This is a genomic window from Streptomyces sp. 6-11-2 (assembly GCF_006540305.1).
GTDB lineage: Bacteria > Actinomycetota > Actinomycetes > Streptomycetales > Streptomycetaceae > Streptomyces.
The window spans coordinates 7,507,215-7,529,759 of record NZ_BJOR01000001.1 but is presented as its reverse complement, the minus strand read 5'-3'; the positions used below and the strand labels follow the sequence as shown (position 1 = coordinate 7,529,759).

The following is a 22,545-nucleotide window of genomic DNA, read 5'->3' as shown; positions in this document are numbered from 1 at the left end:
CGCTGTGCGTCCGATGGCTGCCGCTACCGGTCACCCCTGCCCCGAGGGGCCGCCGGCCCGTGCTGCTGCCGTGCTCCGGTCCGAGTGCCACATCGAAAGGATCATTCGCATGTCGCATGCCGACGAGCCCACCGAACACCTTCCCGAGACCAACCCCGACGGCTCGCTGGCCGGCACAACCGGCCGCATCCCGCGAGGCGTTCCCGCGTCCCTCTTCCGCTCGGGCATGAGCCGGCGCCGGCTGCTGCAGGCGGCCGCGGCGACGGCGACGGCCGTGGCGACCACCGGCCTCACCACGGCGGGCACCGGCAAGGCCGCGGCCGCGCCGGCCGATTCGGCAGCGGTCGCCACCGGATTCACCGGCACGATCGCCGATCTCAAGCACGTGGTGATCCTGATGCAGGAGAACCGTTCCTTCGACCACTACTTCGGCATGCTCCCGGGTGTCCGCGGCTTCGGCGACAAGCAGGCCCTGCGGTACCCGGACGGCACCACCGTCTTCCAGCAGCCGGACGCCAAGCGGACCGACGGCGGCCATCTGCTGCCCTTCCGTCTGGAGACGGGCAAGTACAACGCGCAGAACGCGGGTGGCCTGCCGCATGGTTGGTCGGACGGCCACAACGCCTGGGCGACGGGCAAGAACAACGGCTGGGTCGCCGCCAAGGGCGAGCAGACCATGGGCTACTTCACGGGCGAGGACATTCCCTGGCAGTACGCCCTGGCGTCCGCATACATGGTCTGCGACCACAACCACTGTTCGATCGCCACCAGCACCAGCCCCAACCGCATCTACATGTGGTCCGGCGGCATCGACCCGACCGGCGCGAACCAAGGACCGGCCATCAACAACGGCGGGGACTACGGCTACCGGTACACCTGGGAGACCTACCCCGAGGCCCTCCAGAAGGCCGGGGTGTCCTGGCAGATCTACGTCAACAACGACACCGACAGCAACTGGCTCGGTGACTACACCGACAACACCGTACGCTCCTTCGCGTCGTTCAACCCGGCGCAGTCCGGTGCCGACACCTCCCCCGACGGGCTGCTCGCGCGCGGCAACGTGCTGCGGACTCACACCAAGCCGACCGGGCCCAACTCCAACCAGAACGTCGACTACGTCCTCAAGGACTTCATCGACGCCTGCGAGCCCGGCGCGGAGCGGCCGCTGCCGGAGGTCTCCTGGGTCGTCGCCCCGTACCTGTGGTCGGAGCACCCGGCCGGCGCTCCCGACTACGGCGCCGTGTACGCCGACCGGGTCATCCGGGCGCTGCACGAGAACGAGGAACTGTGGAAGTCCACTCTGCTGATCCTCACCTTCGACGAGAACGACGGCTACTTCGACCATGTGCAGGCGCCGCTGCCGGAGCCCGGCACGGAGGGCGAATTCGTGCAGGGGCTGCCGATCGGTCCGGGCGCTCGGGTGCCGATGATCCTGGTCTCGCCGTGGACGCGCGGCGGCTGGGTGTCCTCGGAGGTGTTCGACCACACCTCGCTCGTCCAGTTCCTGGAGCACTGGACCACGAGCCTGGGCAAGCCGGCGCTCTGTGAGAACGTCAGCGAATGGCGCCGGACGGTGTGCGGTGACCTGACCTCGGCGATCGACTTCTCCTCGGCCGACACTTCACTGCCCGAGCTGCCGTCGGTCGATGTACTGGTCGCTGCCGCGGAGCACGACCGGACGCTGCCGTCGATCGCCAAGGCGATACCGGCCACGGGGCAGCAGTCGATGCCGGTGCCGCCGTCCGGCCGGCTGAAGGCGAGGCCCGTGCCCTACCAGCAGCACGCCACCGTGGCCGTCGACCGCTCCAGCGGCAAGGTCACCGCGACCCTCACCAACGTGGGTGCGCGGGGTGTGAGCATGCAGGTGTTCCCGGACGCCTACCGCGACTTCGAGGCGACGCCGTTCACCGTCACCAAGGACGGCGCCAAGCGCTACGTGTGGGACACCGCGACGACGGACGGGAAGTACGCCTTCAGCGTCTACGGCCCCGACCGGTTCGTGCGGTCCTTCGCCGGAAGCGTCGTCCCGGGCGGCCGGAACGCCGGCGCCGTCCCGCAGGTCGAGGCCGAACTCGTGCCCGGACACCGTACGCTGCGGCTCCAGTTGTCCAGCGGTGGACGCGACCAGGTCCGCTTCGCCCTGGCGGCCAACGACTACGAGGGCGGCCACAGGACGGTGTACGTCGGTCAGGGCAAGCCCGCGGTCGTGGAATGGCCGACCGACCAGGACGGCTACTACGACGTGGTCGTCACCGCGGCCGACGGCTTCCGCTACCGCTTCGCGGGCCGGATCGGCTGACCCGCAGCCCACAGACCCGGCGGGCTCTCCCACGTCGCGTGAGCTCGCCGGGGCAGCGGACGGTCTGACCTCAGAAGTCATGTGCTCCGGGTGATGCAGGCGCTCAGGCGGTGCCCTGACGGCCGCAGGAGGCACGTACCTTCAGTTCGGGGAGCAGTTCCAGCCGGTGGATCGGGAGGGCCGAGCCGTGGCGCAGCCGCCTCAGCAGCAGGTCGACGGCGGCGGCGCCGACGGCCCGCTTGGGCGGGGCCACGGCGGTCAGCGGCGGGGCACCGAGGGCCGCGAAGACGTCGTCGTAGCTGATCAGCGCCAGGTCCTCGGGGACGGACAGGCCGCGTGCGCGCAGCAGTGCCGGAAGCTGGATGGCGTCCTGGTCGTTGTGCACGAGCGCGGCTCGCACGCCCCGGCCGACGGCCTCGGCCAGTTGGCCCGCCACCCGCTCGGGGGCCGTGGCGGGATCGTCGATGTCGATCACCGGCTGCGGTGTCAGGCCGAGGGTGGCGCAGCCTTCGGCGTAACCGCTGCGTACTTTCAGCGCCGTCCAGGTGTCGCGGCGGGCGGCGAGGGCGACGGTGTCGTGGCCGAGCGCGGCCAGGTGGCGCAGGGCGAGCAGCACGCCGTGATGGTGGTCGGAGCTGACCGAGTCGAGTTCCGCGGCGGCCGTGCCGACGGCGGCCCGGCGTTCGACGAGCACGGTCGGGACCGGCAGTTCGTTGAGCCAGAGGCGGTCGTCCGGGTTGCTCGTGGACATCCAGTTGGGTGTGAGCATGAGTCCCTCGGCGCCCGACTTGAGCAGTTGTTCCGCTTGGCCGCGGTCCGCGCCGGGGTCGTAGGACGAGATGCCGAGCACCAGGTGGGCTCCGGCGTCGGCGGCTGCGGCGCGCGCGCCGGCGATCACCTCGTCGAAGTACTGGCTGACGGTGTGGCTCACCGTGGGCACGATCAGGCCGAGAGTGCGGGCGTCGGCGCCTGCTCGCTCGTCCGGTACCGAGACCGAGCCGTGCGAGCGGCGCAACAGGCCTGTCTCGGCGAGGGTCGCCACGTCCCGGCGCACGGTGACCGCCGGGAGGTCCAGACGGGCCGCGAGGTCTGTCACCCGAACCGTGCCGAGCTTGCGCACGATCTCGAGGATCCGCGTCCGGCGCTCGTCAGCCGCGATCGACATGACGGTCCCCTTCTCCCTGATCTGACTCATCACGAGTCTAGCGTTCGATACATTACTGATCTATTGCTCATTAATTTGATCAGTCCTCGTCGGAGGTGACGGTCACCCCGTCCGCGCGGATGAGGGCCTCGCTGTGGCTGCCGTCCGGCCAGTGGACGCGCAGCCGGTGGCCCGTCGGGGCGGCCTCCACCGCGACCCGCGCGGCCGGCGGCGCGGTCCCGGCTCCGCTCAGCCGGACCGCCGAGACGAACAGGCACTCCTCCCCCGTGACCGTGCCGGTCAGCACCGGGACCGCCGCCGCGGGCCCGAACGCGGTGCCCGCAGGCACGGGCTCGGTCGTGGCGGCGTCCAGGCCGTGCAGGGCGACTGCCTCGGAGACCAGTGCGGACCCGGTGACCCGTACCCGTGCTCCGCCGCCGGTCACAGCCGTCTCCACCGCGCTCCCGGCCACGGCCCATCCCGTGTGCCGTACCCCGGTCCCGCCGGGGGCGCCGGTGACCAGGTGCGCGTGGATCTCCTCGGCTCCGGCGGCGAGCACCAGGGAGGTGACGCCGACGCCCGGCAGTGCGGCCCCTCCGATGCGGGGCCGGTGGGCGGAGGCCGCCCAGCCGGGTCCCGCGCCGAGCGGGACGATCGGGCCGCGCTCGCTCGCCTCGCCGCCGTCCAGCAGCGCGAAGTGGTTGTCGGCGGTGCCCTCGAAGGCCGGTCCGGTGGCGGTGGAGTACGCCAGGCGCGCGTACAGCGGGTCGTCCGGCAGGAGTTCGTCGGCCGGCTGGTTGTCGCTGCCGTGGTTGTGCACGCGTACGAGTCCGTCGGCGGCCGTGGACTGGATCAGCCAGCCCGCTCCGCGCACCGGGACCACGGCGTCGCCGCGCTCGGCCGGTGCGGGTTCCTCCACGGCCGTCCACACGGGGTGGCCGGGCGGCAGCAGCAGGCCGAGGAAGCCCTTGCTCGCCCAGTACGGCGAGGCGGGGCCCGAGTACGGCTGCACCAGCGCAGGCCAGGAACCGAACCAGCCGAGCGTGAGCAGGCCGTCGTCGTCCAGGGCGCCGTGGTCGAGGAAGTGGCGCAGGGTGCCGGAGGCCAGCCGTCGTGTGGTGCCCGGACTCAGCGGGGTGTGGCCGGTCAAGGCGCCGGCCCACGGTGCGGCGGCGGAGGCGAACCGGTAGATGAGCGAACGGCCCTGGTGCAGCGGGGCGCCGTCGCCGCCGAAGGTGTGCGCGTACTGCCCGAGGTGGGCGGCGAGCCGGGTGCCGTAGCGGTCGAGCAGCCGTCTGTCGTCCGTCAGGTGGGCGTGCAGGACGGGGTAGAGGTGGAAGGCCCACCCGTTGTAGTGGTCGACGGCGCGCGGCCGTCCGTCGGTGTACCAGCCGTCGCCCAGGTACCACTGCTCGATCCTGGACAGCCCCTGGGCGACGGCGTGTTCGGCGGCCTCGGTGTGGTGGCCGGTCTCGGCGAGGAATCCTCCGACGGTGACCTGGAAGAGCCACCAGTTGTTGTCGACGGGGGTGTGGCGCAGCGCGCCCGCGAGCCAGTCGGCGGCGCGGGTGCGGGTCCGTGCGGGGAGGCGGTCCCACAGCCAGGGCCGGGTCAGACGGAGGGCGAGTGCGACGGAGGCCGCCTCCACCATGGCCTGTCCCCGGTCGGTGACCGCCGACCAGGCGACCGGATCACGACCGGTCAGTTCCCTTTCCCCGGTGGGGCACCGCGTTCCCGCGGCCAGCCCCTCGGCGTACCGGTCCAGCAGTCGCAGCGGGTCCTGCCCGCCGGCGCCCGCGACTCGGAGGGCGGCCAGCAGGAAGGTACGGGCGTAGCCCTCCAGCGCGTCCGACCGCGGGCCGGACCAGCTCGGGCGCGGGCCGGGCAGCGCGATCAGGGCGTGGTCGGGCCCGGCGTGCCGCAACGCCGCGGTGAGCAGCCTGTCCGCGACGGCCTCCCAGTGGGCGCGGGTCCAGCCCGTGTACGGGCTGAGCGAGCGGTCCTCGGGTGGGAGGGACGTGCGCGGCATGGCGGGGCTCCTTGCTCGGGGTGCCGAATCTAGAAGTCGCCCGATCGATCGTCAATGCAATCGATCGAATGATCTGAACAAGGGACGCCCACACCTCGCCAACGCCACAAATCCGCAGAACATCCAGGTTCCTCACCCCCTGCCCCTCTGATCATATGAGATCGTTCGATCGAAAGGTATTGACTTCGATCTGAAGCGTTCCCAAGATGTGCGGTACCCGGGCCCGACGGCCCCGGAGCCCGGCCGTCCTCGCCGCCGCCGGCTCCGCACCGGGCACACTTCACCCGTCCCGTCTCCCAGGAGCCGAGCCATGTCCGCTGCCCCCACCCGCAGTCGCACAGCCCTCCGCGCCGCCGCCGCGCTCACCGCCGCCGCGCTGTCCGCCACCCTCCTCGCCGCCTGCGGCAGCGACGACGACCGCCCGGCGTCCGGCTCGGGCAAGCCCGTCGACATCACGTTCTGGGGCTGGGCGAAGGGCACCCAGCAGGTGGTGGATGCTTTCAACGCCTCCCACAAGGACGTGCACGTCAGCTACGAGGAGATCCCCTCCGGTTCGGCCGGCGGCTATGCGAAGCTCTCCAACGCGGTCAAGGCCCACAACGCCCCCGACGTGTTCAACGTCGAGTACCCGCAGCTGCCGGACTTCGTCAGCCAGGGGGCCGTCCAGGACATCGGCAAGTACGTCGGCGCCGACCTGAAGGCGAAGTACCTGCCGCAGGCGGTGCAGCTGACCACTCTCGGCGGTGCCACGTACGCGCTGCCGCTGGACGCCGCCCCGCAGGCCTTCTACTACCGCAAGGACCTGTTCGACAAGGCGGGCATCGAAGTGCCCACGACCTGGGGCGAGTTCCGCACGGCCGCCGAGAAGCTGAAGAAGGCGGAACCCGGCAGCCGTATCGCCACGTTCTTCCCCGACGACCCGACCACCTTCGAGGCGATGGCCTGGCAGGCGGGCGCGCAGTGGTTCGGCACCGCCGGGGACACCTGGCAGGTGAACCTGGAGGCGCCCGAGACGAAGAAGGTCGCCGACTACTGGCAGAAGATGATCAACGACGACCTGGTCCGGGTCGAGCCCTCGTTCAGCCAGCAGTGGACCGCCTCGCTGCAGAAGGGCCAGACGGCCGGCTACCTGGGGGCGTCCTGGGGCGGGGGCGTGCTGAAGGGCACCCTTCCGAAGGACCAGGCCGGAAAGTGGGCCGTGGCCCCGCTGCCGTCCTGGAACGGCACCCCCGCGAGCGGCATGCTCGGCGGCACCACCTTCGCCGTCTCCAAGGACAGCAAGAAGGCGGAGGCCGCCGTCGAGTTCGCCACGTGGGCCACCACCACCGCCCAGGGCATCCAGGCCCGGATCTCCTCCGGTGACTCCTCCGCCTTCCCGGCCGACCCCGCGCTGGTGCCGGTGGCCGCGAAGGCGTTCAAGGCCGACTTCTACGGCGGGCAGGACATCTACGGTGTCTACAAGAGCGCCGCCGGGTCCATCGAGCAGAAGTGGACCTGGGGTCCGGCGATGGGCGTCACCAACAACTCCCTGAAGGACTCCTTCGGCAAGCTCTCCTCCGGATCCGGCACCATCGCCCAGGCCCTCGCGGCCGCTCAGAAGGACACCGTCTCCGAGCTGAAGAACCGCGGTCTGAAGGTCTCCGCGCCGTGACCCCGACCGCTCCCACGGCCACCCGCACGGCCTCCGCCGCGCCCTCGCGTACCGCCGCCGCCGTCCGGCGGCGGCGGTACGGGGCGCCCGCCGTGCTGCTCGCGCCGTTCTTCGTGCTCTTCACCGGCGCCACGCTGGTGCCGGTGGGCTACGCCGTCTACCTCAGCCTCTACGCCGAGCACCGCTCCGGCCTCGGCTTCGGCGGCAGCGAGACCGTCTTCACGGGCCTCGGGAACTACACCCGGGCGCTGGGCGACGCGGCCTTCCGCGGCGGCTTCCTCAACCTGGCGCAGTACTGCCTGCTCTACATCCCGCTGATGATGATCCTGGCGCTGGTGCTGGCCCTGCTGCTGGACTCCGCCCTGGTCAAGGCCCGCCGGTTCTTCCAGCTCGCCCTGTTCCTGCCGCACGCGGTGCCGGGCACCATCGCCACCCTGGTCTGGATCTACCTCTACACGCCGGGCATCAGCCCGGTGATCGGCGCCCTGGACTCGCTCGGCACCCACGCCGACCTGCTGGGCCACCCGCTGCCGGCCGTCGTCAACATGGCGGTGTGGGAGTGGACCGGCTACAACATGGTGATCTTCTTCGCCGCGTTGCAGGCCATCCCGCGCGAGGTCCTGGAGGCCGCCGTGGTCGACGGTGCCGGGCCGCTGCGCACGGCGCTCAGCGTCAAGATCCCGCTGATCCGCTCCTCGCTCGCGGTCGTCGGCCTGTTCACCGTCATCGGCTCCCTCCAGCTGTTCACCGAGCCGATGATCCTGCACGGCACCACCCCCAGCGTCGTCTCCACCTGGTCCCCCAACATGTACGCCTACACCGCGGCCTTCGAGCGGCACGACTACGGCCTGGCCGCGGCCTCCTCGGTCCTGCTGGCGCTGGCCGCCGCCGCGCTCTCCTTCGTCGTCACCCGGGCCACCCGCGCCCGGGGCGAGGACCGGCCCCAGCCCGCCACGGAGGCCGCCGCATGACCACCGCCACCGCACAGCGCGGCGCCGCACGCGTGAAGGGCCGTCCCTGGTCGCTGTCCAGGTCCGCCGTCAACGGCGCCCTGGTACTGGCCACCGCCTACACCCTGCTGCCGCTCGCCTGGCTGCTCACCGCCGCCGCCAAGAACACCGGGGACCTGCTCGGCGGCCGTACCCTCACCCCCTCCACCTGGCACCTCGGCGCCAACCTCCACGCCCTGGCCACGGCCGGCGACGGCATCTACTTCCGCTGGTACGTCAACTCCCTGCTGTACGCCGGGATCGGCGCCCTGCTGTGCGCGCTCGTGTGCGTCTGCGCGGGATACGCCTTCCACGTCTACAGCTTCCCCGGCAAGGAGAAGCTGTTCGGGCTCGTCCTGCTCGGCGTGCTGGTGCCCACCACCGCGCTCGCGCTGCCGATGTACCTGCTGGCCTCCAAGCTGGGCGTCGTCAACACCTTCTGGGCCGTGTTCGTCCCCAGCCTCGTCAATCCCTTCGGCGTCTACCTGGCGCGCGTCTTCTGCGCCGGATACGTACCGGGCGAGGTGCTGGAGGCCGCCCGCATGGACGGCGCCGGCGAGCTGCGGACGTTCTGGTCGGTGGGGCTGCGGATGGTGATGCCCGGACTCGTCACCGTCTTCCTGTTCCAGTTCACCGCCATCTGGAACAACTTCTTCCTGCCCCTGGTGATGCTCTCCGACAACCGGCTGTTCCCCCTCAGTCTCGGCCTGTACAGCTGGAACACCCAGACCCACGCCTTCCCCGAGTACTACCCGCTGGTCGTCACCGGCTCCCTGCTCGGCATCGTCCCGCTGGTCATCGCCTTCGTCGCCCTGCAGCGCCACTGGAAGGCCGGCCTGACCGCGGGAAGCGTCAAGTGACGTCCTCCCCTGCCACACCCGTACCGGAGAACCGAGTGTCCAACCCCCCGACCGCACCAGCCGCGTCGCCGAACCCGGCCGCCTCCGGACGGCGGCGTCCACGCACCCTGCTGGCCATGCACGCCGATCTCGCCGGCCGGCTGATCGACCGCGCCACCCTGGACCGGCTCACCGAGCTCGCCGACCTCGACCCGGCCCTCGTCGTCGACGACTTCGGCGACCCGCGGGCCGCCGCTGCCCTGCGCGACACCGAGGTCATCGTCAGCAGCTGGGGCTGCCCGCCGCTGGACGAGGACGTCCTCGCCCGGGCGCCCGCGCTGCGAGCCGTCATCCACGCAGCCGGATCGGTCAAGCACCACATCACCGACGCCTGCTGGCGGCGCGGGATCCAGGTCACCTCGGCGGCCGGGGCCAACGCCCTGCCCGTCGCCGAGTACACCGTGGCGGTGATCCTCCTCGCCAACAAGCAGCTGCTGCGCATGCGGGACGACTACCGCGCCCGGCGCGGCCTCGAGCACGACTGGCTGGCCGCCTACCCCCACGTCGGGAACTACCGGCGTACGGTCGGCGTCGTCGGCGCCTCACGCATCGGCCGCCGCGTTCTGGAACTCCTCCGCCCGCACGATCTCGACCTGCTCCTGCACGATCCGTACGTGGACGCGGCGGAGGCCCAACTCCTCGGCGCCCGCCCGGTGGAGCTGGACGAGCTGTGCGCGGCCAGCGACGTGGTCACCGTCCACGCCCCCGAACTCCCCGCCACCCAGCACCTCATCGACCGCCGCCGGCTCGCCCTGTTCCGCGACGACGCGACCTTGGTGAACACCTCCCGTGGCTCCCTCGTCGACCAGGACGCCCTGGTCGACGAACTCCTCACCGGCCGCCTCAACGCGGTTCTCGACGTCACGGTCCCCGAAGTCCTGCCCCCCGACTCCCCGTTGTACGACCTGCCCAACGTCCTCCTCACCCCGCACGTCGCCGGCTCCCTCGGCGGCGAACTCCACCGCATGGCGGCAGCCGCCGCGGACGAACTCGCCCGCTACACCGCCGGCCTCCCCTTCGCCCACCCCGTGCTCCACGAGGAGACCACCCGCTCGGCCTGACGAGGCCGCGCCTTCACGACCCGCCCCGGCCCGGCCGCGGTTCCGTGCCGTCGCCGGGAAGCCGCACCATCACAGCGGGGGCGCCTCCCGGGACGCCCCCGCTCCCGGCTTCACCGACGACCACGAAGACGGATACCACCTCGCGAAGCTGCCGCGGATGGACGGCGTCGCCCGACGGCGCCCCCGAGCAGCGGTCGCACGGCTTGATCCTCGACCTCGATTTCCGCAGCCGTAAGGCGACCGTGCACCGCAGCTACTACCACCAGCCGCCGCTGGAGTCACCGACCCAGGGGAACACCCAGGCCCTTTCCAACGGCAACGAGTTCATCGGGTGGGGCCAGAGCCCGTACTACTCGGAGTAAGCGGGTGCGGGGAACACCGAGGGCAACGCCTCACGGAACCTGCTCCACGACGCGAAGCTGCCCGGGGCCGACATCTCGTACCGAGCGTTTCGGAACGAGTGGATCGGCACGCCGTACTACCCACCGAGCGCGGCCGCACGGTCCGCCGGCGGGCGCAGCGTCGTCCACGCCTCCTGGAACGGCTCGACGCAGACCCGAGCATGGCGGGTACTGGCCCGGACGTACCCCCGGCTCCCTGTCGGTCGTCGCCCGACGCGTCCCTCGGTCCGGATTCGAGACCGCCGTCACGACGCACAACCGCGGGCCGTACTTCCAGGTAAAGGCGCTGGACAGTCGGGGGCAAGGTCCTTCGGTCCTCCCCCGTCGTGACTCTCTCCGGGCGACCCCCGACAGCGCTTCGTCACCGATGAGAACCTCCGGTGGCTCAACGCCCATCGCGCGACACACGCCGACGGTGCCCCGCGCCCCCGCCGTGGCGCTCACGGCACGGCGGGTTCCATAACGGCGGCGGTCGGACCGGCCCGGGCCGTTTTCGGCCGGCGGCACGCCGAAGCGGGCCGGACGCGACCTGAACGTAAGAGCGCCGCTCCCACGACTTCGTACGACCACTGCCTTCCCCAAGCCGGTTGCTCATCTGTTGACATTCCGCAGAAGTCGTGACATTCAGAGGGCATGGATTTTCGCCAACTCGAGTACTTCGAAGCCGTCGTCGAGGCCGGCTCGGTTTCACAGGCCGCCAAGAATCTGCACATGACGCAGCCGCCGCTGAGTCACGCCATCGCGAAGCTGGAGCGCGAGCTCGGAGTGAGCCTCCTCGAGCGAACCGCGAAAGGCGTGCACCCCACCCAGGCCGGCCTCCACCTCCTCTCCAGGGGCGAACGTCTGATAGCGGACCGGAACCGAGTCGTGGAAACGCTGAAATTGATGGGAGGGGGCGCAATCGGCGATCTGCACATCGGTGTGGAACCCATGGTCATCAACGAAATCATCGCGGACGTACTGGCGGAGTTCCTCGATCAGGCCCCCAAGGCGCGCGTCACGCTGGCCGATGTCACTCCCGACCTCATTGTTCAGGGCGTTCTGTCCGGCGATCTGGACATGGGCTGCGTCCCGTTCGGATCCACGCAATTCGCCAGATTCGTCGCCGAGGGCTGTGACTGGTGCCCCATTATCGACATCAACGTCAAGCTCGCTGTGCCAAGGTATCGCGCCATGGAATCCCGTCCTGACGGCAAGGGCTGGGGCCGGTGGATCCTGCCGTCCCGGCTTTCCGCGTTCTGGGGTATGCCGGACGCCGCGGAGAAAGCCTTGTCGGGCGACGACTCCTTCGAGGTCATCGAGGTTTCCACGCCGCAGACGGCAGTAGCCTTCGTTGCCGCCGGGCTGGGTGTCGCGCTCGTGACCGAGCGCATTGCCGGATCGAGTGATTCTGTGGCGCTTCTCGACCCCCCGGAATGGCTCCGGTCCATGCAGGCGACCCTGCTGTGGAAGCGCGGAGGAGAGATTACCCCGCTCATGGATCGCTGGCTCCAGGCCACTCGGACCGTTGCCGAGCATCGCCGCGCGCTCGGACGGTGAGAGCAGCCATACGCGGGACTATGCACCCCCCTGCTGCGCCCTATATGGAAAGGGAGGGTGAAATCAAGAACACATCCCCGCGATCGACCACCGAATCCATGTGACGTGCACCACATGCGAGCCGGTATCCGCCCTGCGACGGAACCCGTGCCAGCACTTGAAATGCCTGCTCAGAGGCAGTTTCTGGCTCGAGTGCCGATCGGACCGGAGGCCGGTGGCCGACGCACTCGAGCCTCGTTGGGCCCTTCCGCGTTCTATTGCCCGTGCCGTGCGGCCGTGTCAGTCTTCCCGGCAATTCGACGGCGCGGGCCGTATCGATGAGAGAAAACACCTCGTGCGATTGCTGCCCGCGCCTTGACTGCACGAACCGATGGCTCGGCCCGGTTCCGTGAACGACAAGAAGGGGCCGGTCAATGACGACGGGAAACACGAATCAGTCGGCACAGCGTCCTGCCGGCCGTGAGCATCTCCCCTTTACCGGAGATGAATATCTCGAAAGCCTCAACGACGGCCGCGAGGTCTGGATCTACGGGGAGCGGGTGGAGAATGTCGCCGAACACCCCGCCTTCCGCAACTCCGCTCGCATGATCGCTCGCATGTACGACGCCCTGCACGACCCCGCGCGCAAGGACATCCTCACCGCGCCCACGGAGTGGGGAGGTTTCACCCACCGCTTCTACCAGGCGCCCAAGAGCGTCGAGGAGCAGGTGGCCTCCCGCGACGCCATCGCCGAGTGGCAGCGGATCACCTGGGGCTGGATGGGTCGCTCTCCCGACTACAAGGGCTGTTTCCTCGGCACGCTCGGCGCCAACGCCGAGTTCTACCGGGGGTTCGAGGACAACGCGCGCAACTGGTACCGCAAGGCCCAGGAGAAAACCTGGTACATCAACCACGCCATCATGAACCCGCCGGTGGACCGCGGCCTCGGTCCCGACGCGGGCAAGGACGTGTTCATCCGGGTCACCAAGGAGACCGACGCGGGCTTCCACGTCACCGGCGCCAAGGTGGTGGCCACCGGGTCCGCCCTGACACACCACACCTTCGTCGGTCACGTGGGCCAGGTCGCCGTGCAGGACCCGGCCTTCTCCCCGGTGTTCATCACGCCCACCAACGCTCCCGGCGTGAAGCTGCTCTGCCGCACCTCGAACGAGTACCGGGCCTCGGTGCTGGGCAGCCCGTTCGACTACCCGCTGTCGAGCCGACTGGACGAGAACGACGCGATCCTGGTCCTCGACAACGTGTTCATCCCCTGGGAGAACACGTTCATCCACAACGACCTGGAACAGGCGAACAAGTACAACATCCACTCGGGCTACCTGGAGCGCGCCTCCCTGCACGGGTGCACCCGGTTCGCCGTCAAGATGGACTTCCTCGTCGGCATGCTGTCGCGCGCCCTCGATGTCACCGGGGCCGGCTCGTTCCACGGCGTCATGTCCCAGCTCGGCGAGGTCATCGCCTGGCGCAACACCTTCTGGGCGCTGTCGGACGCGATGGCGAAGAGCGCGGTGCCGTGGAAGGGCGGCATGATCCAGCCCGACCCGCAGTTCGCCGGCGCCTACCGCGTGATGAACCAGCTGGCCATGCCGAAGATCAAGAACATCATCGAGCAGGTCGTGGCCAGTGGACTGATCTACCTCAACTCCCACGCCAACGACTTCAAGACCGCGGAGATCCGGGGCTATCTGGACACCTACCTGCGCGGTACCGGGGGCATCGACGCCGAGGAGCGCGTCAAGGTCATGAAGATGCTCTGGGACTCCATCGGTACGGAGTTCGGAGCCCGTCACGAGCTGTACGAGATCAACTACATCGGCAGCAACGACGTGACGCGTCAGACCAACCTGTTCGGCGCACGGGGCAGTGGTCTGCTCGACTACTGCAAGGAATTCGCGCAGAGCGCCATGGACGAGTACGACCTGAACGGCTGGACGGTTCCGGACCTGCGCAACCCCGACGACGTCAGCATTCTCAAGGGCTGACGGCCCCGTGCGGCTCCCTACCGAGAGGGAGCCCCGGCCGTTCGGCGACGCCGGAGCGTACGCGTCGCCGTGCTCTCACCCACCCCAGGAGGACCCGTGGCTACGGCTATCGATGCTGCCCAAGTCACCTACGAGGCACCGGATCTCGAGGTGATGGAGAAGTTCCTGACCGCCTTCGGCATGGTGCCGGCCGAGGGCAGCGACGACCGGACCCTGTACATGCGGGGTACGGGCACCCAGCATCACATCCATGTGACCCGCAAGGCCGGCAAACAGCGCTTCGTCGGCGCATCGATCGAGGTCGCCACCTACGACGACCTCGTCGAGCTCGCCGCGATGCCGGGGTCGTCCCCGGTCCGCGAGTCGACGGAGCCCGGCGGCGGCCACGAGGTCGCGATGACCACGCCCGACGGCTTCGAGATCCGGGCGGTCCAGGGCCGGCGCGAGGCCGAGCCGATCCCGGACCGGGAACCCTTCGCGATGAACAACATCCGCGACAAGAACCGGGTGAACGCCGCCGTCCGCCAGCCCGTCGCGCCGTGCACCATCGCCCGCCTGGGTCACTTCGTGCTTCATGTGAAGAACCACGACGAGACCATGGCCTGGCTCAACGAACGCTTCAACTTCCTTCCCTCCGACCACTTCGTCCCGCCGGGCGAGGAGGGGCCTGTCGTCGGCACCTTCGTCCGGCTGGACCTGGGCGAGCAGCTCGTGGACCACCACTTCATGCTCGTCCTGCAGTCGGACTGGGCGGGAATCCACCACAGCGCGTTCGAGGTCACCGACATGGACGCCGTCATGTCGTCGCACGACTACCTCATCCAGCAGGGATACTCCCTCGACGTCGGAGTCGGCCGCCACCTGCTCGGCAGCCAGATCTTCGACTACTGGAAGGACCCCTTCGGCTTCCGCATCGAGCACTACACCGACGGCGACATCGTCGACCACACCCACCGGCCGACCAAGTTCAACGGCACCGCCAGTGACACCACCCAGTGGGGGAACCGCCCGCCCCTGGAGTTCTTCCAGTGACCGCCGCAGCGAGCGCGGACCTCGCCGGACCACTGCCCGGACCGCTCCGGGCGCAGCTGACGCGGGCGGGCTCGGCCACCGTGGCCAACATGCTGCTCCGGCGCGGCCTGCGGAACACGGTCATGGCCGGTGTGCGGCCGCTGGCGGCCGGCCAGCCACCGCTGGTGGGCCCCGCCTACACCTTGAGGTTCATCCCCGCACGCGAGGATCTCGACAGCCTCGCCACCTACTCGAGCAGCGACAACCTGCACCGGCGGGCGATCGAGGAGTGCCCGCCCGGCGCGGTGCTCGTGATCGACGCGTTCGGCTGCACGGCTGCCGCGTCCATGGGCGACATGATGGCGGCGCGGCTGAAGCACCGCGGTGTGTCCGGCGTGGTCACCGACGGCGGCTACCGGGACTCGGAGGCCGTCAGGGGGACGGGCCTGCCGTGCTATCAGCGGGACAACGCGCCCCGGGCGACCCCCATCGCCCTGCATCCGGTCGCACTCGACGAACCCGTCGGATGCGGCGGAGTGGCGGTCTACCCCGGCGATGTGCTGCTCGGTGACGGCGACGGCGTCGTGGTCATTCCCCGTGAACTGGCCCCGGAGGTCGCCGCGGAAGCCGCCGACGCCACCGCGTACGAGGAGTTCGCGGCTCGTGAACTCGAGCGGGGCCGGTCCCTCTTCGGCCTGTTCCCCGCCACACCCGAGAGCCGCCAGGAATACGAGACGTGGGTGGCAGCAGGCCGCCCCGGATGGGAGTGAACAGTGGACATCAACCCCGCGACCATGAAGTCGCTCGAGGTCCTGATCCATGCCGCCGACCTCAAGGACGAGGACTGGATCGACTATCCCGACTACGGGTTCCGTCAGTACTTCCTCCACAAGAACCCCGACACCGGCGCCAGCATCGCCCTCCTCGAGTACCAGCGGGGCGGCACCATCCCGACCAAGCACACGCACGCCTCGAACCAGTTCATGTACTGCCTCGAGGGCGACTACGAGTACACCGACTCCGGCCTCCGGCTGCGTCCCGGGTCGTTCTACATGAACCCGAAGGACCATCCGCACGGTCCGACCCTGGCGCACGAGCGCAGCGTGCTGATCGAGATCTACGACGGCCCGCACTACTACGAGAAGCCCGAGTACCACACGGACGAGACGATCGGCGACTTCCTTGCCAAGGGGTGAGGTGCGGAGCCGTCCGACGTATTCCTGCCGAACTCGCGACGTTGATGGAAGGCGATGATGAACGAAACCACCAAGACTCTGTTCGACGCCGGCAAGGTGCTGGCTGAATTCGGCCTGGACCAGGTGCACTCCGGCACCTACGCGGACTCGCTCGGCTGGGGAGCCGTCGAGTTCCGCCCGGTCATCGAGGCGCAGTGTCCCGCAGACGGCGAGGTCGTGGGCCGGATCGCGACCTCGGACGCACAGGACTACGAGACGCTCGTGGCCGCCGCCGTCGAGACACAGAAGAAGTGGCGGATGGTGCCGCCGCCGCGACGAGGTGAATTCGTGCGCCGGATCGGCCAGTTGATCGAGGAGAATCTGGAAAGTCTGGCCGCTGTCGTCTCGCTGGACACCGGCAAGTCGACGATGGAGGCCAAGGGCGAGCTCCGCGAGGCGGTCGACATGTCGACGCTGGCCGCCGGCCAGGCGCGGATGCTGTACGGCTTCACCCAGCAGTCCCAGCGTGCCGAGCACCGCATGTACGACCAGTGGCTGCCGCTGGGCGTCGTCGGGCTGATCAGCGCGTACAACTTCCCGGCCGCCGTCTGGGCGCAGAACGGGTTCCTCTCCGCGATCGCCGGCAACACGGTGATCTGGAAGCCGAGCCCCAAGGTGCCGTTGACCGCCATCGCCGTGCAGAAGCTGGTCAACAAGGCGGCGGCGGAGATGGGTTGCGAGGGGGTGTTCTCCCTGTTCATCCCCGACGACAACGCCGTCGCCGAGAAGATGGTCTCCGACACCCGTGTCGCCATGATCTCGTTCACCGGTTCCACGCCGGTGGGGCGCAAGGTCGCCGAGATCGTCGGCTCGACGCTGGGCCGCCGGTACCAGTTGGAGTGCTCGGGCAACAACGGCTGCATCGTCGACGAGACCGCCGACCTGGAACTCGCCGCCAAGGCACTGACGTTCGGCGTGGTCGGCACGACCGGCCAGCGCTGCACGAGCACCCGCCGTGTCATCGCGCACGCGAGCATCGCGGACGAGTTGGTCGAGCTGCTGAAGAAGGCCTTCGACCAGATCGCCATCGGTGACCCGCGCGACCCGGACACCGTGGTCGGCCCGCTGATCGACCGGCGTGCGCTGGAGGACTACAAGCAGGTCCTCGCCGGTGCCGAACGTGAGGGCGCCACCGTGGCGTACGGCGGCAACGTGATCGACCGCCCGGGTCTGTACGTCGAGCCGGCCATCGTCACGGGTGTCGAACCGCACTTCGAGATCGCCCAGTCGGAGACCTTCGTGCCCATCGTCTCCGTGCTGACCTACGACGATCTCGAGGAGGCCATCGAGATCCACAACGGTGTCGCCCAGGGTCTCGCCTCGGGCATGCACAGCACGAACCTGACCAACATCGAGACGTTCCTGTCGGCTCGGGGCAGTGACTGCGGAATCGTGCGCGTCAACATGGGCACGACGGGTGCCGACGTCGGTTCCGCCTTCGGCGGCGAAAAGGAGACCGGCGGTGGTCGTACAGCCGGTTCGGACGCCTGGAAGGGATTCATGCGCCGCCAGAGCGTATGCGTGAACTGGGGCGGAACGTCCGCGTGGGACAACCGCATCGACCTGTGAGGACAACAGCGATGAAGAAGCAGCGTATCCACTCCGCCGCCGTGCGGGAGCCGGCGGACAAGATGTGGTCGAACTGCCTGAGGATCGACGAACTCATCATGGTCTCCGGAATGACCGCCCGCGGGCAGGACAGGGAGACCGTCCTCGGCGAGACCTCCTACGAACAGGCCAAGGTCGTCTTCCAGAAGATCAAGGACCTGGTCGAGGCGGCCGGCGCGGTCATGGACGACATCGTCAAAATGACCATCTACGTCACGGACATCGGTGACAACGCCGAGGTGTGGAAGGCCCGTCAGGAGTTCTTCTCCGGCGACTTCCCCGCCTGCACGCTGGTCGAGGTCTCCGCCCTCGCCAAGCCGGAGATCCTCCTCGAAATCGAGGCCATCGCCGTAGCGGGTTGCAGCGCGGACTGATCCCTCGCGGCCACATCGGGCGGGTCCGGCCATGGAAGTTCCGCCGCAGGTGCCGCATTTCTCACTAGGACAGGAACCACCGTGTCTTCATACACCAGGAATCCCAGACCGGCTGATTCGGCACTGGCGGCTGCGGCGGAAGACCATGCCCTGGTCAGCGTGCCGTTGGCAGAGCGCAGGAGCGGCTACCAACTCGCCCTCAGCCCGGTCAGCGTCGCCACCGCTCTCGTCGTCTTCGCCATCGCCGGCTTCACCGTGGTACTCGCCGGCTTCACCGTGGGCCTGATCGTCGGTGTCCTCGTCGCGGCCTTCGCGGTGGGTCTCGGCAAGGCCCTGGGGCGGATGGCCTTCGAAACCGGTATGTCGAGCACCATCACCTCCCGGTTCTTCGGATTCGGCTTCAAGGGCTCGGCGATCGGCTCCATCGTCTTCGCGTTCATGATTCTCGGCTTCCTCGCCGTCGAGGCCGCCCTCCTGTACCAGGGCACGCTGCTGATGTTCGGCCTGCCCGATTCGTGGGGCTGGCGCGTCCTGATCTACGGCGGCATGACGCTGCTGTGGATCGCGCTCGCCGTCTTCGGCATCAAACTCGCCCTGCGAGCCACCGGCGTCCTGATCGCCGTCACACTGCTCGTCACGATCTACATGATCGTGGACATCTATGTGATCCAGGGCGCCGACCCCATGGACGTCTTCGCCTACGCGGGAGTCGTCCCCGGAGGCCTGTGGCCGCGATTCGAGTCCGCGGTCTCGGTCATGGGCGCCACGGCGGGAACCATCGCTCTGGTCACGACGGACTTCGCCCGTTACTGCCGCACGCGGCGCGACGTGACGGTCCTGGCCGTGGCCGGCCCGGTCACCCAGAACATCGTCATGACCGTGCTGGGCTCCCTCGTCGTGATCGGCGGCATGCCCCAGGTCATCGGCTACCTGCTGGCTCACGACAAGGGCATGAGCCCGGAGGCGGCCGCTGTCGCGGGCAACACGTACGTCATGCAGAACACAGGTGCCTTCTTCGTCATCTTCGCGGGCTGGATGGGTTTCGTCACGATCTACGCGGCCCAGGCCAAGGCGCAGGCGATCAACGCCTACTCCGGATCGCTCTCGCTGGTCAACCTGATCGACTCCCTCACCGGCAGAAAGCCGGGCCGGGCGGCGATGGTGGTCGTCGGCAACATCATCGCCCTGGTGATGATCGCCGCCGGAATCCTGGAGAAGTTCACCCAGTACCTGGCGTACCTGGGCGCCATGACGCTCGGCATGTGCGGCGTGATGATCGCGGACTACTACCTGGTGCGCCGGGCGCGGTTCGACAGCGCCACCCACCGGGTCGAGAAGTGGAACTGGGCCGGAGTCGTCACGCTGGTCCTGTCCGCCGCGGTCGGCATCGTCCTGATGGCCACGGACGTCTTCGCCCTCGGTTTCCTGGTGTCCTTCGTGCTGGCGCTCGCCGTCTACCCGGTGCTGCGGAACTGGCTGCCCGAAGGCACCGGCACCACGTTCGTCGCGGGCGAGGAAGCCCTCGAAGAGGCCCATTGACCCCGCAGCCGGCAGCCACGGCCCACGGTACGTGGCTGCCGGCCCCCTACCCCGGCCCTGTCCCAGGACGGGACCCACGATTCATCCAGGAGGATTCGGGATGACCGAGATCATGTGGGACTCGGAGATCTACGAGAAAGCCGCTGACGCCAGGACCCTCGCGTCGAGCGCGGCGGTACCACCGCTCGCCGATCCTCGTCAGCTGCGCAACACGCTGGGGAACTTCGCCACCGGAGTCGTCGTCCTCACGTATCAGTCCGGCGACAGCTACTACGGGGTCACCGTGAACTCCTTCACCTCGGTGTCCCTGGACCCACCCCTGGTGCTCGTCTCCATGCAGCGGACCTCGCGCGCACTGACCTACCTGCTCGAGCGGCCCTTCGCGGTCAACGTGCTCGGGGACAACCAACTCGCCACCGCGCTGCAGTTCGCGGGCAAGCCGCAGGACACCCACCGCATCGAGTGGGTCGGCGACGACGTGGCGCCACGGATCAACGGCTCGCTGGCGTACTTCCAGTGCACGCCGTGGGCGGGGTACGACGGCGGCGACCACGTCCTCGTGCTCGGGCGTGTGCTGTCCTACGGCCAGCAGGACGACACCCGGCCCCTGCTCTTCTACCGCGGTCAGTGGGGCGCTCTGGCCGAGGACGCCGAGCGCGGCGCCGGTGAGGGTGCACAGTCCGAGAGGGGCCGACGATGACGGTCGATACGCAGGTGAACGAGGAAACGGGCAGCCTGCTCGCGGAGTTGACGGACATCTACCCACTCCTGCAGAGCGAGGCCGAGGACAGCGAACGTCTGCGGCGGCCGACACCGGTGGTACAGGACGCACTGCGCGACAGCGGCGTCTTCAAGCTGATGGTGCCGGCCGAACTCGGTGGCCTGGAGGCTTCCCCCCTGCAGATCCTGGAGGTGATCGAGAAGCTGTCGCACGCCGACGCCTCGCTGGGATGGCTGGTGCGCGCCCTGACGAGTGAAACGGCGACGGCGGCCGCCTACTTGAGTGACGAGGCGGTCCCCGAGCTCTTCGCCGACGACACGTACCCGCTGGTGGCGGGACAGTCGACCGCCTTCACCGGCCGGGCCGTACGGGAGGGCGGCGGCTACCGGGTGAGCGGTGTCTGGAAGTTCGCCCCAGGGGTGTCGATGGCCACCCACCTCAATCTGGCGGTGACGGTCGAGGGCACGGGAGAGCGGCTGGTCTGCCTTGTTCCCCGGACCGCCATGCGGATCAGTGACAACTGGGACATGCTGGGGCTGCGCGCGACCGCGAGCCTCGACTACCGGGCCGAGGAAGTGCGGGTCGAGGACAAGTACGTCTTCGGCATCGGCCCGGAGAACGCCCGACGAGGACGCTGCATGAGCCGGGTGAGCCCTGCCCTGCTGGCCGGCCTGCACCAGGCGGCCTGGTCCCAGGGTGTCGCGCGGCGCATGCTCGACGAACTGCGTGACCTGACCCGGCGCAAGGACCCTTCCGAGAGCTCCCCGGTCACCAGCGACGAGTTCTTCGCGGAGTTCGCACGTCACTTCTCGCATGTCCGGGGCACGATGGCCCTGCTGCGTGAGACCTGGCGCGACAACGAGTCGACCCTCGCGACGGGAGCTCAGCTGAACGACGAGCAGGAGACGATGTCACGGCTCGCCTGCAGCCTGGCCACCCGGACCGCGCTGGAGATCAGTCAGCTCGTGCACCGTTTCGCGGGCGCGCAGGTCATGCGGAACGGCACGTTGCAGCGGTTCTTCCGCGACAGCCATGCCGGAAGCCAGCACCGGGGCTCTTCGCACATCGTGACGCAGAAGTGCGGCCGGATGCTGTCGGGCACCCTGCCCGCCGGGTCGCACTGGGGGTTCTTCGATCTGGTGATTCCCGACCCGGCGTCCGTCGGCGTCCGAGGCATCGGACCGAGCGCGAGTTCCGGCGCGGGCAAGGGCGTCGGCGCAACAGGAAAGGAATGAAGTGAGACTGGCAACCGTGCGCACCCGCCAGGGGACATGCGCAGCCCGCCTGGACGGTGATGAGTTCACCGAACTCCCCGGTCATGCCGACGTCGGTTCCCTGCTGGCGGACGTGGACTGGCAGCGGATCGCGAGGAACGCCACCGGGCGCCGGCACCGCAGGGGCGACGTCGATGTGCGGACCGTCGTACCGCGTCCGTCGAAGGTGCTCTGCGCCGGCCTCAACTACACAAGCCACATTCAGGAAATGGGCCGGGAACTCCCCGCCCATCCCACCCTCTTCGCGAAGTTCGCCGACACCTTGACCGGCCCCGCTGACGCGGTGCCGGCCGTGGCGGAGGATCCGGAGATGGACTGGGAGGGGGAGCTCGCCGTCGTCATCGGACGGACCGCGTACAAGGTGCGTGAGGAAGAGGCGGGCCAGTACATCGCCGGTTTCACGGTGGCCAACGACATCTCCATGCGGGGATGGCAGTACCGCACGACGGAGTGGCTGCAGGGCAAGATCTGGGCACGTTCCACTCCGGTCGGCCCGGTCCTGACCACGCCCGACGAGTTCGATCCCGCAACCGCCGTTCTCCGCACCACTCTCAACGGCACCCCGGTCCAGGAGCACACGATCGCGGACCTGTTGTTCACTCCGGCTCACTTGGTCGCGTACGTGTCGACCATGGTGCCCCTGCACCCCGGAGACCTGATTCTCACCGGCACCCCCGGTGGAGTGGGGAGGGCTCGCACGCCGCAGAGGTATCTGAAGCCCGGGGACCTGGTCGAGGTGACCATCGACGGTATCGGCACGGTGTCCACCCCGATCATCTGAGCCCCTGTGCC

19 protein-coding genes are annotated in these 22,545 nt (G+C 69.2%); 17 read left to right on the top strand and 2 right to left on the bottom strand.

Annotation, left to right across the window (positions count from 1 at the left end; all coding sequences use genetic code 11):
• The first annotated feature begins 109 nt into the window (after positions 1-109).
• Complete coding sequence (locus TNCT6_RS33800; protein ID WP_141365220.1) at positions 110-2,299, top strand: phosphocholine-specific phospholipase C; 2,190 nt, start codon at positions 110-112, stop codon at positions 2,297-2,299.
• Positions 2,300-2,402: 103 nt separating this feature from the next.
• On the opposite strand, the gene TNCT6_RS33795 is transcribed toward TNCT6_RS33800, so the two are convergent.
• Together TNCT6_RS33795 and TNCT6_RS33790 are read right to left on the bottom strand one after the other, a co-directional pair.
• The gene (locus TNCT6_RS33795) at positions 2,403-3,464 is read right to left on the bottom strand and encodes a LacI family DNA-binding transcriptional regulator (protein ID WP_141365218.1); all 1,062 of its coding nucleotides are present in this window, start codon (positions 3,462-3,464) and stop codon (positions 2,403-2,405) included.
• A gap of 79 nt (positions 3,465-3,543) precedes the next feature.
• A complete protein-coding gene (locus TNCT6_RS33790) occupies positions 3,544-5,472 on the bottom strand; it encodes a DUF2264 domain-containing protein (protein ID WP_141365216.1) in 1,929 nt (642 codons plus the stop codon).
• Positions 5,473-5,782: 310 nt separating this feature from the next.
• Between TNCT6_RS33790 and TNCT6_RS33785 the strand changes: the two genes are divergently transcribed.
• The 16 genes from TNCT6_RS33785 (at position 5,783) to TNCT6_RS33710 (ending at position 22,534) form a co-directional block, all read left to right on the top strand.
• Positions 5,783-7,123 carry an ABC transporter substrate-binding protein gene (locus TNCT6_RS33785; RefSeq protein ID WP_141365214.1) on the top strand — a complete coding sequence of 447 codons (1,341 nt, stop codon included), beginning with the start codon at positions 5,783-5,785 and terminating at the stop codon, positions 7,121-7,123.
• Positions 7,120-8,094, top strand: a complete 975-nt coding sequence (locus TNCT6_RS33780) for a carbohydrate ABC transporter permease (protein WP_141365212.1) — start codon at positions 7,120-7,122, stop codon at positions 8,092-8,094. Before TNCT6_RS33785 ends, TNCT6_RS33780 begins: the two co-directional genes overlap by 4 nt.
• Complete coding sequence (locus TNCT6_RS33775; RefSeq protein ID WP_141365210.1) at positions 8,091-8,972, top strand: carbohydrate ABC transporter permease; 882 nt, start codon at positions 8,091-8,093, stop codon at positions 8,970-8,972. Before TNCT6_RS33780 ends, TNCT6_RS33775 begins: the two co-directional genes overlap by 4 nt.
• Positions 8,973-9,088: 116 nt before the next feature.
• Entirely contained in the window at positions 9,089-10,072 is a 984-nt protein-coding gene (locus TNCT6_RS33770; RefSeq protein ID WP_141365208.1) for a hydroxyacid dehydrogenase, read from the top strand.
• A 203-nt stretch (positions 10,073-10,275) separates the two neighbouring features.
• Complete coding sequence (locus TNCT6_RS40205; protein WP_172633137.1) at positions 10,276-10,434, top strand: arylsulfotransferase family protein; 159 nt, start codon at positions 10,276-10,278, stop codon at positions 10,432-10,434.
• A 672-nt stretch (positions 10,435-11,106) separates the two neighbouring features.
• The gene (locus TNCT6_RS33760; RefSeq protein WP_141365204.1) at positions 11,107-12,012 is read left to right on the top strand and encodes a LysR family transcriptional regulator; all 906 of its coding nucleotides are present in this window, start codon (positions 11,107-11,109) and stop codon (positions 12,010-12,012) included.
• 413 nt (positions 12,013-12,425) lie between these two features.
• Complete coding sequence (locus tag TNCT6_RS33755) at positions 12,426-13,991, top strand: 4-hydroxyphenylacetate 3-hydroxylase N-terminal domain-containing protein (protein ID WP_141365202.1); 1,566 nt, start codon at positions 12,426-12,428, stop codon at positions 13,989-13,991.
• 96 nt (positions 13,992-14,087) lie between these two features.
• Positions 14,088-15,023 (top strand): VOC family protein, encoded by a 936-nt coding sequence (locus tag TNCT6_RS33750; protein WP_253266319.1) that lies wholly within the window; start codon positions 14,088-14,090, stop codon positions 15,021-15,023.
• A complete protein-coding gene (locus TNCT6_RS33745) occupies positions 15,020-15,772 on the top strand; it encodes a dimethylmenaquinone methyltransferase (RefSeq protein WP_253266318.1) in 753 nt (250 codons plus the stop codon). The genes TNCT6_RS33750 and TNCT6_RS33745 overlap by 4 nt, the downstream gene beginning before the upstream one ends.
• A 3-nt stretch (positions 15,773-15,775) precedes the next feature.
• The gene (locus TNCT6_RS33740) at positions 15,776-16,198 is read left to right on the top strand and encodes a cupin domain-containing protein (protein ID WP_141365200.1); all 423 of its coding nucleotides are present in this window, start codon (positions 15,776-15,778) and stop codon (positions 16,196-16,198) included.
• 57 nt (positions 16,199-16,255) lie between these two features.
• A complete protein-coding gene (locus TNCT6_RS33735) occupies positions 16,256-17,806 on the top strand; it encodes an aldehyde dehydrogenase family protein (RefSeq protein WP_253266317.1) in 1,551 nt (516 codons plus the stop codon).
• A gap of 11 nt (positions 17,807-17,817) precedes the next feature.
• A complete protein-coding gene (locus TNCT6_RS33730; protein ID WP_141365188.1) occupies positions 17,818-18,219 on the top strand; it encodes a RidA family protein in 402 nt (133 codons plus the stop codon).
• Between the two features lie 159 nt (positions 18,220-18,378).
• Positions 18,379-19,758 carry a cytosine permease gene (locus TNCT6_RS33725; RefSeq protein WP_253266316.1) on the top strand — a complete coding sequence of 460 codons (1,380 nt, stop codon included), beginning with the start codon at positions 18,379-18,381 and terminating at the stop codon, positions 19,756-19,758.
• A gap of 100 nt (positions 19,759-19,858) precedes the next feature.
• Positions 19,859-20,458, top strand: a complete 600-nt coding sequence (locus TNCT6_RS33720) for a flavin reductase family protein (RefSeq protein WP_141365185.1) — start codon at positions 19,859-19,861, stop codon at positions 20,456-20,458.
• The gene (locus tag TNCT6_RS33715; protein WP_141365183.1) at positions 20,455-21,714 is read left to right on the top strand and encodes an acyl-CoA dehydrogenase family protein; all 1,260 of its coding nucleotides are present in this window, start codon (positions 20,455-20,457) and stop codon (positions 21,712-21,714) included. The genes TNCT6_RS33720 and TNCT6_RS33715 overlap by 4 nt, the downstream gene beginning before the upstream one ends.
• Before the next feature lies 1 nt (position 21,715).
• Positions 21,716-22,534 carry a fumarylacetoacetate hydrolase family protein gene (locus TNCT6_RS33710; RefSeq protein ID WP_141365181.1) on the top strand — a complete coding sequence of 273 codons (819 nt, stop codon included), beginning with the start codon at positions 21,716-21,718 and terminating at the stop codon, positions 22,532-22,534.
• The last annotated feature ends 11 nt before the right edge of the window (positions 22,535-22,545 follow it).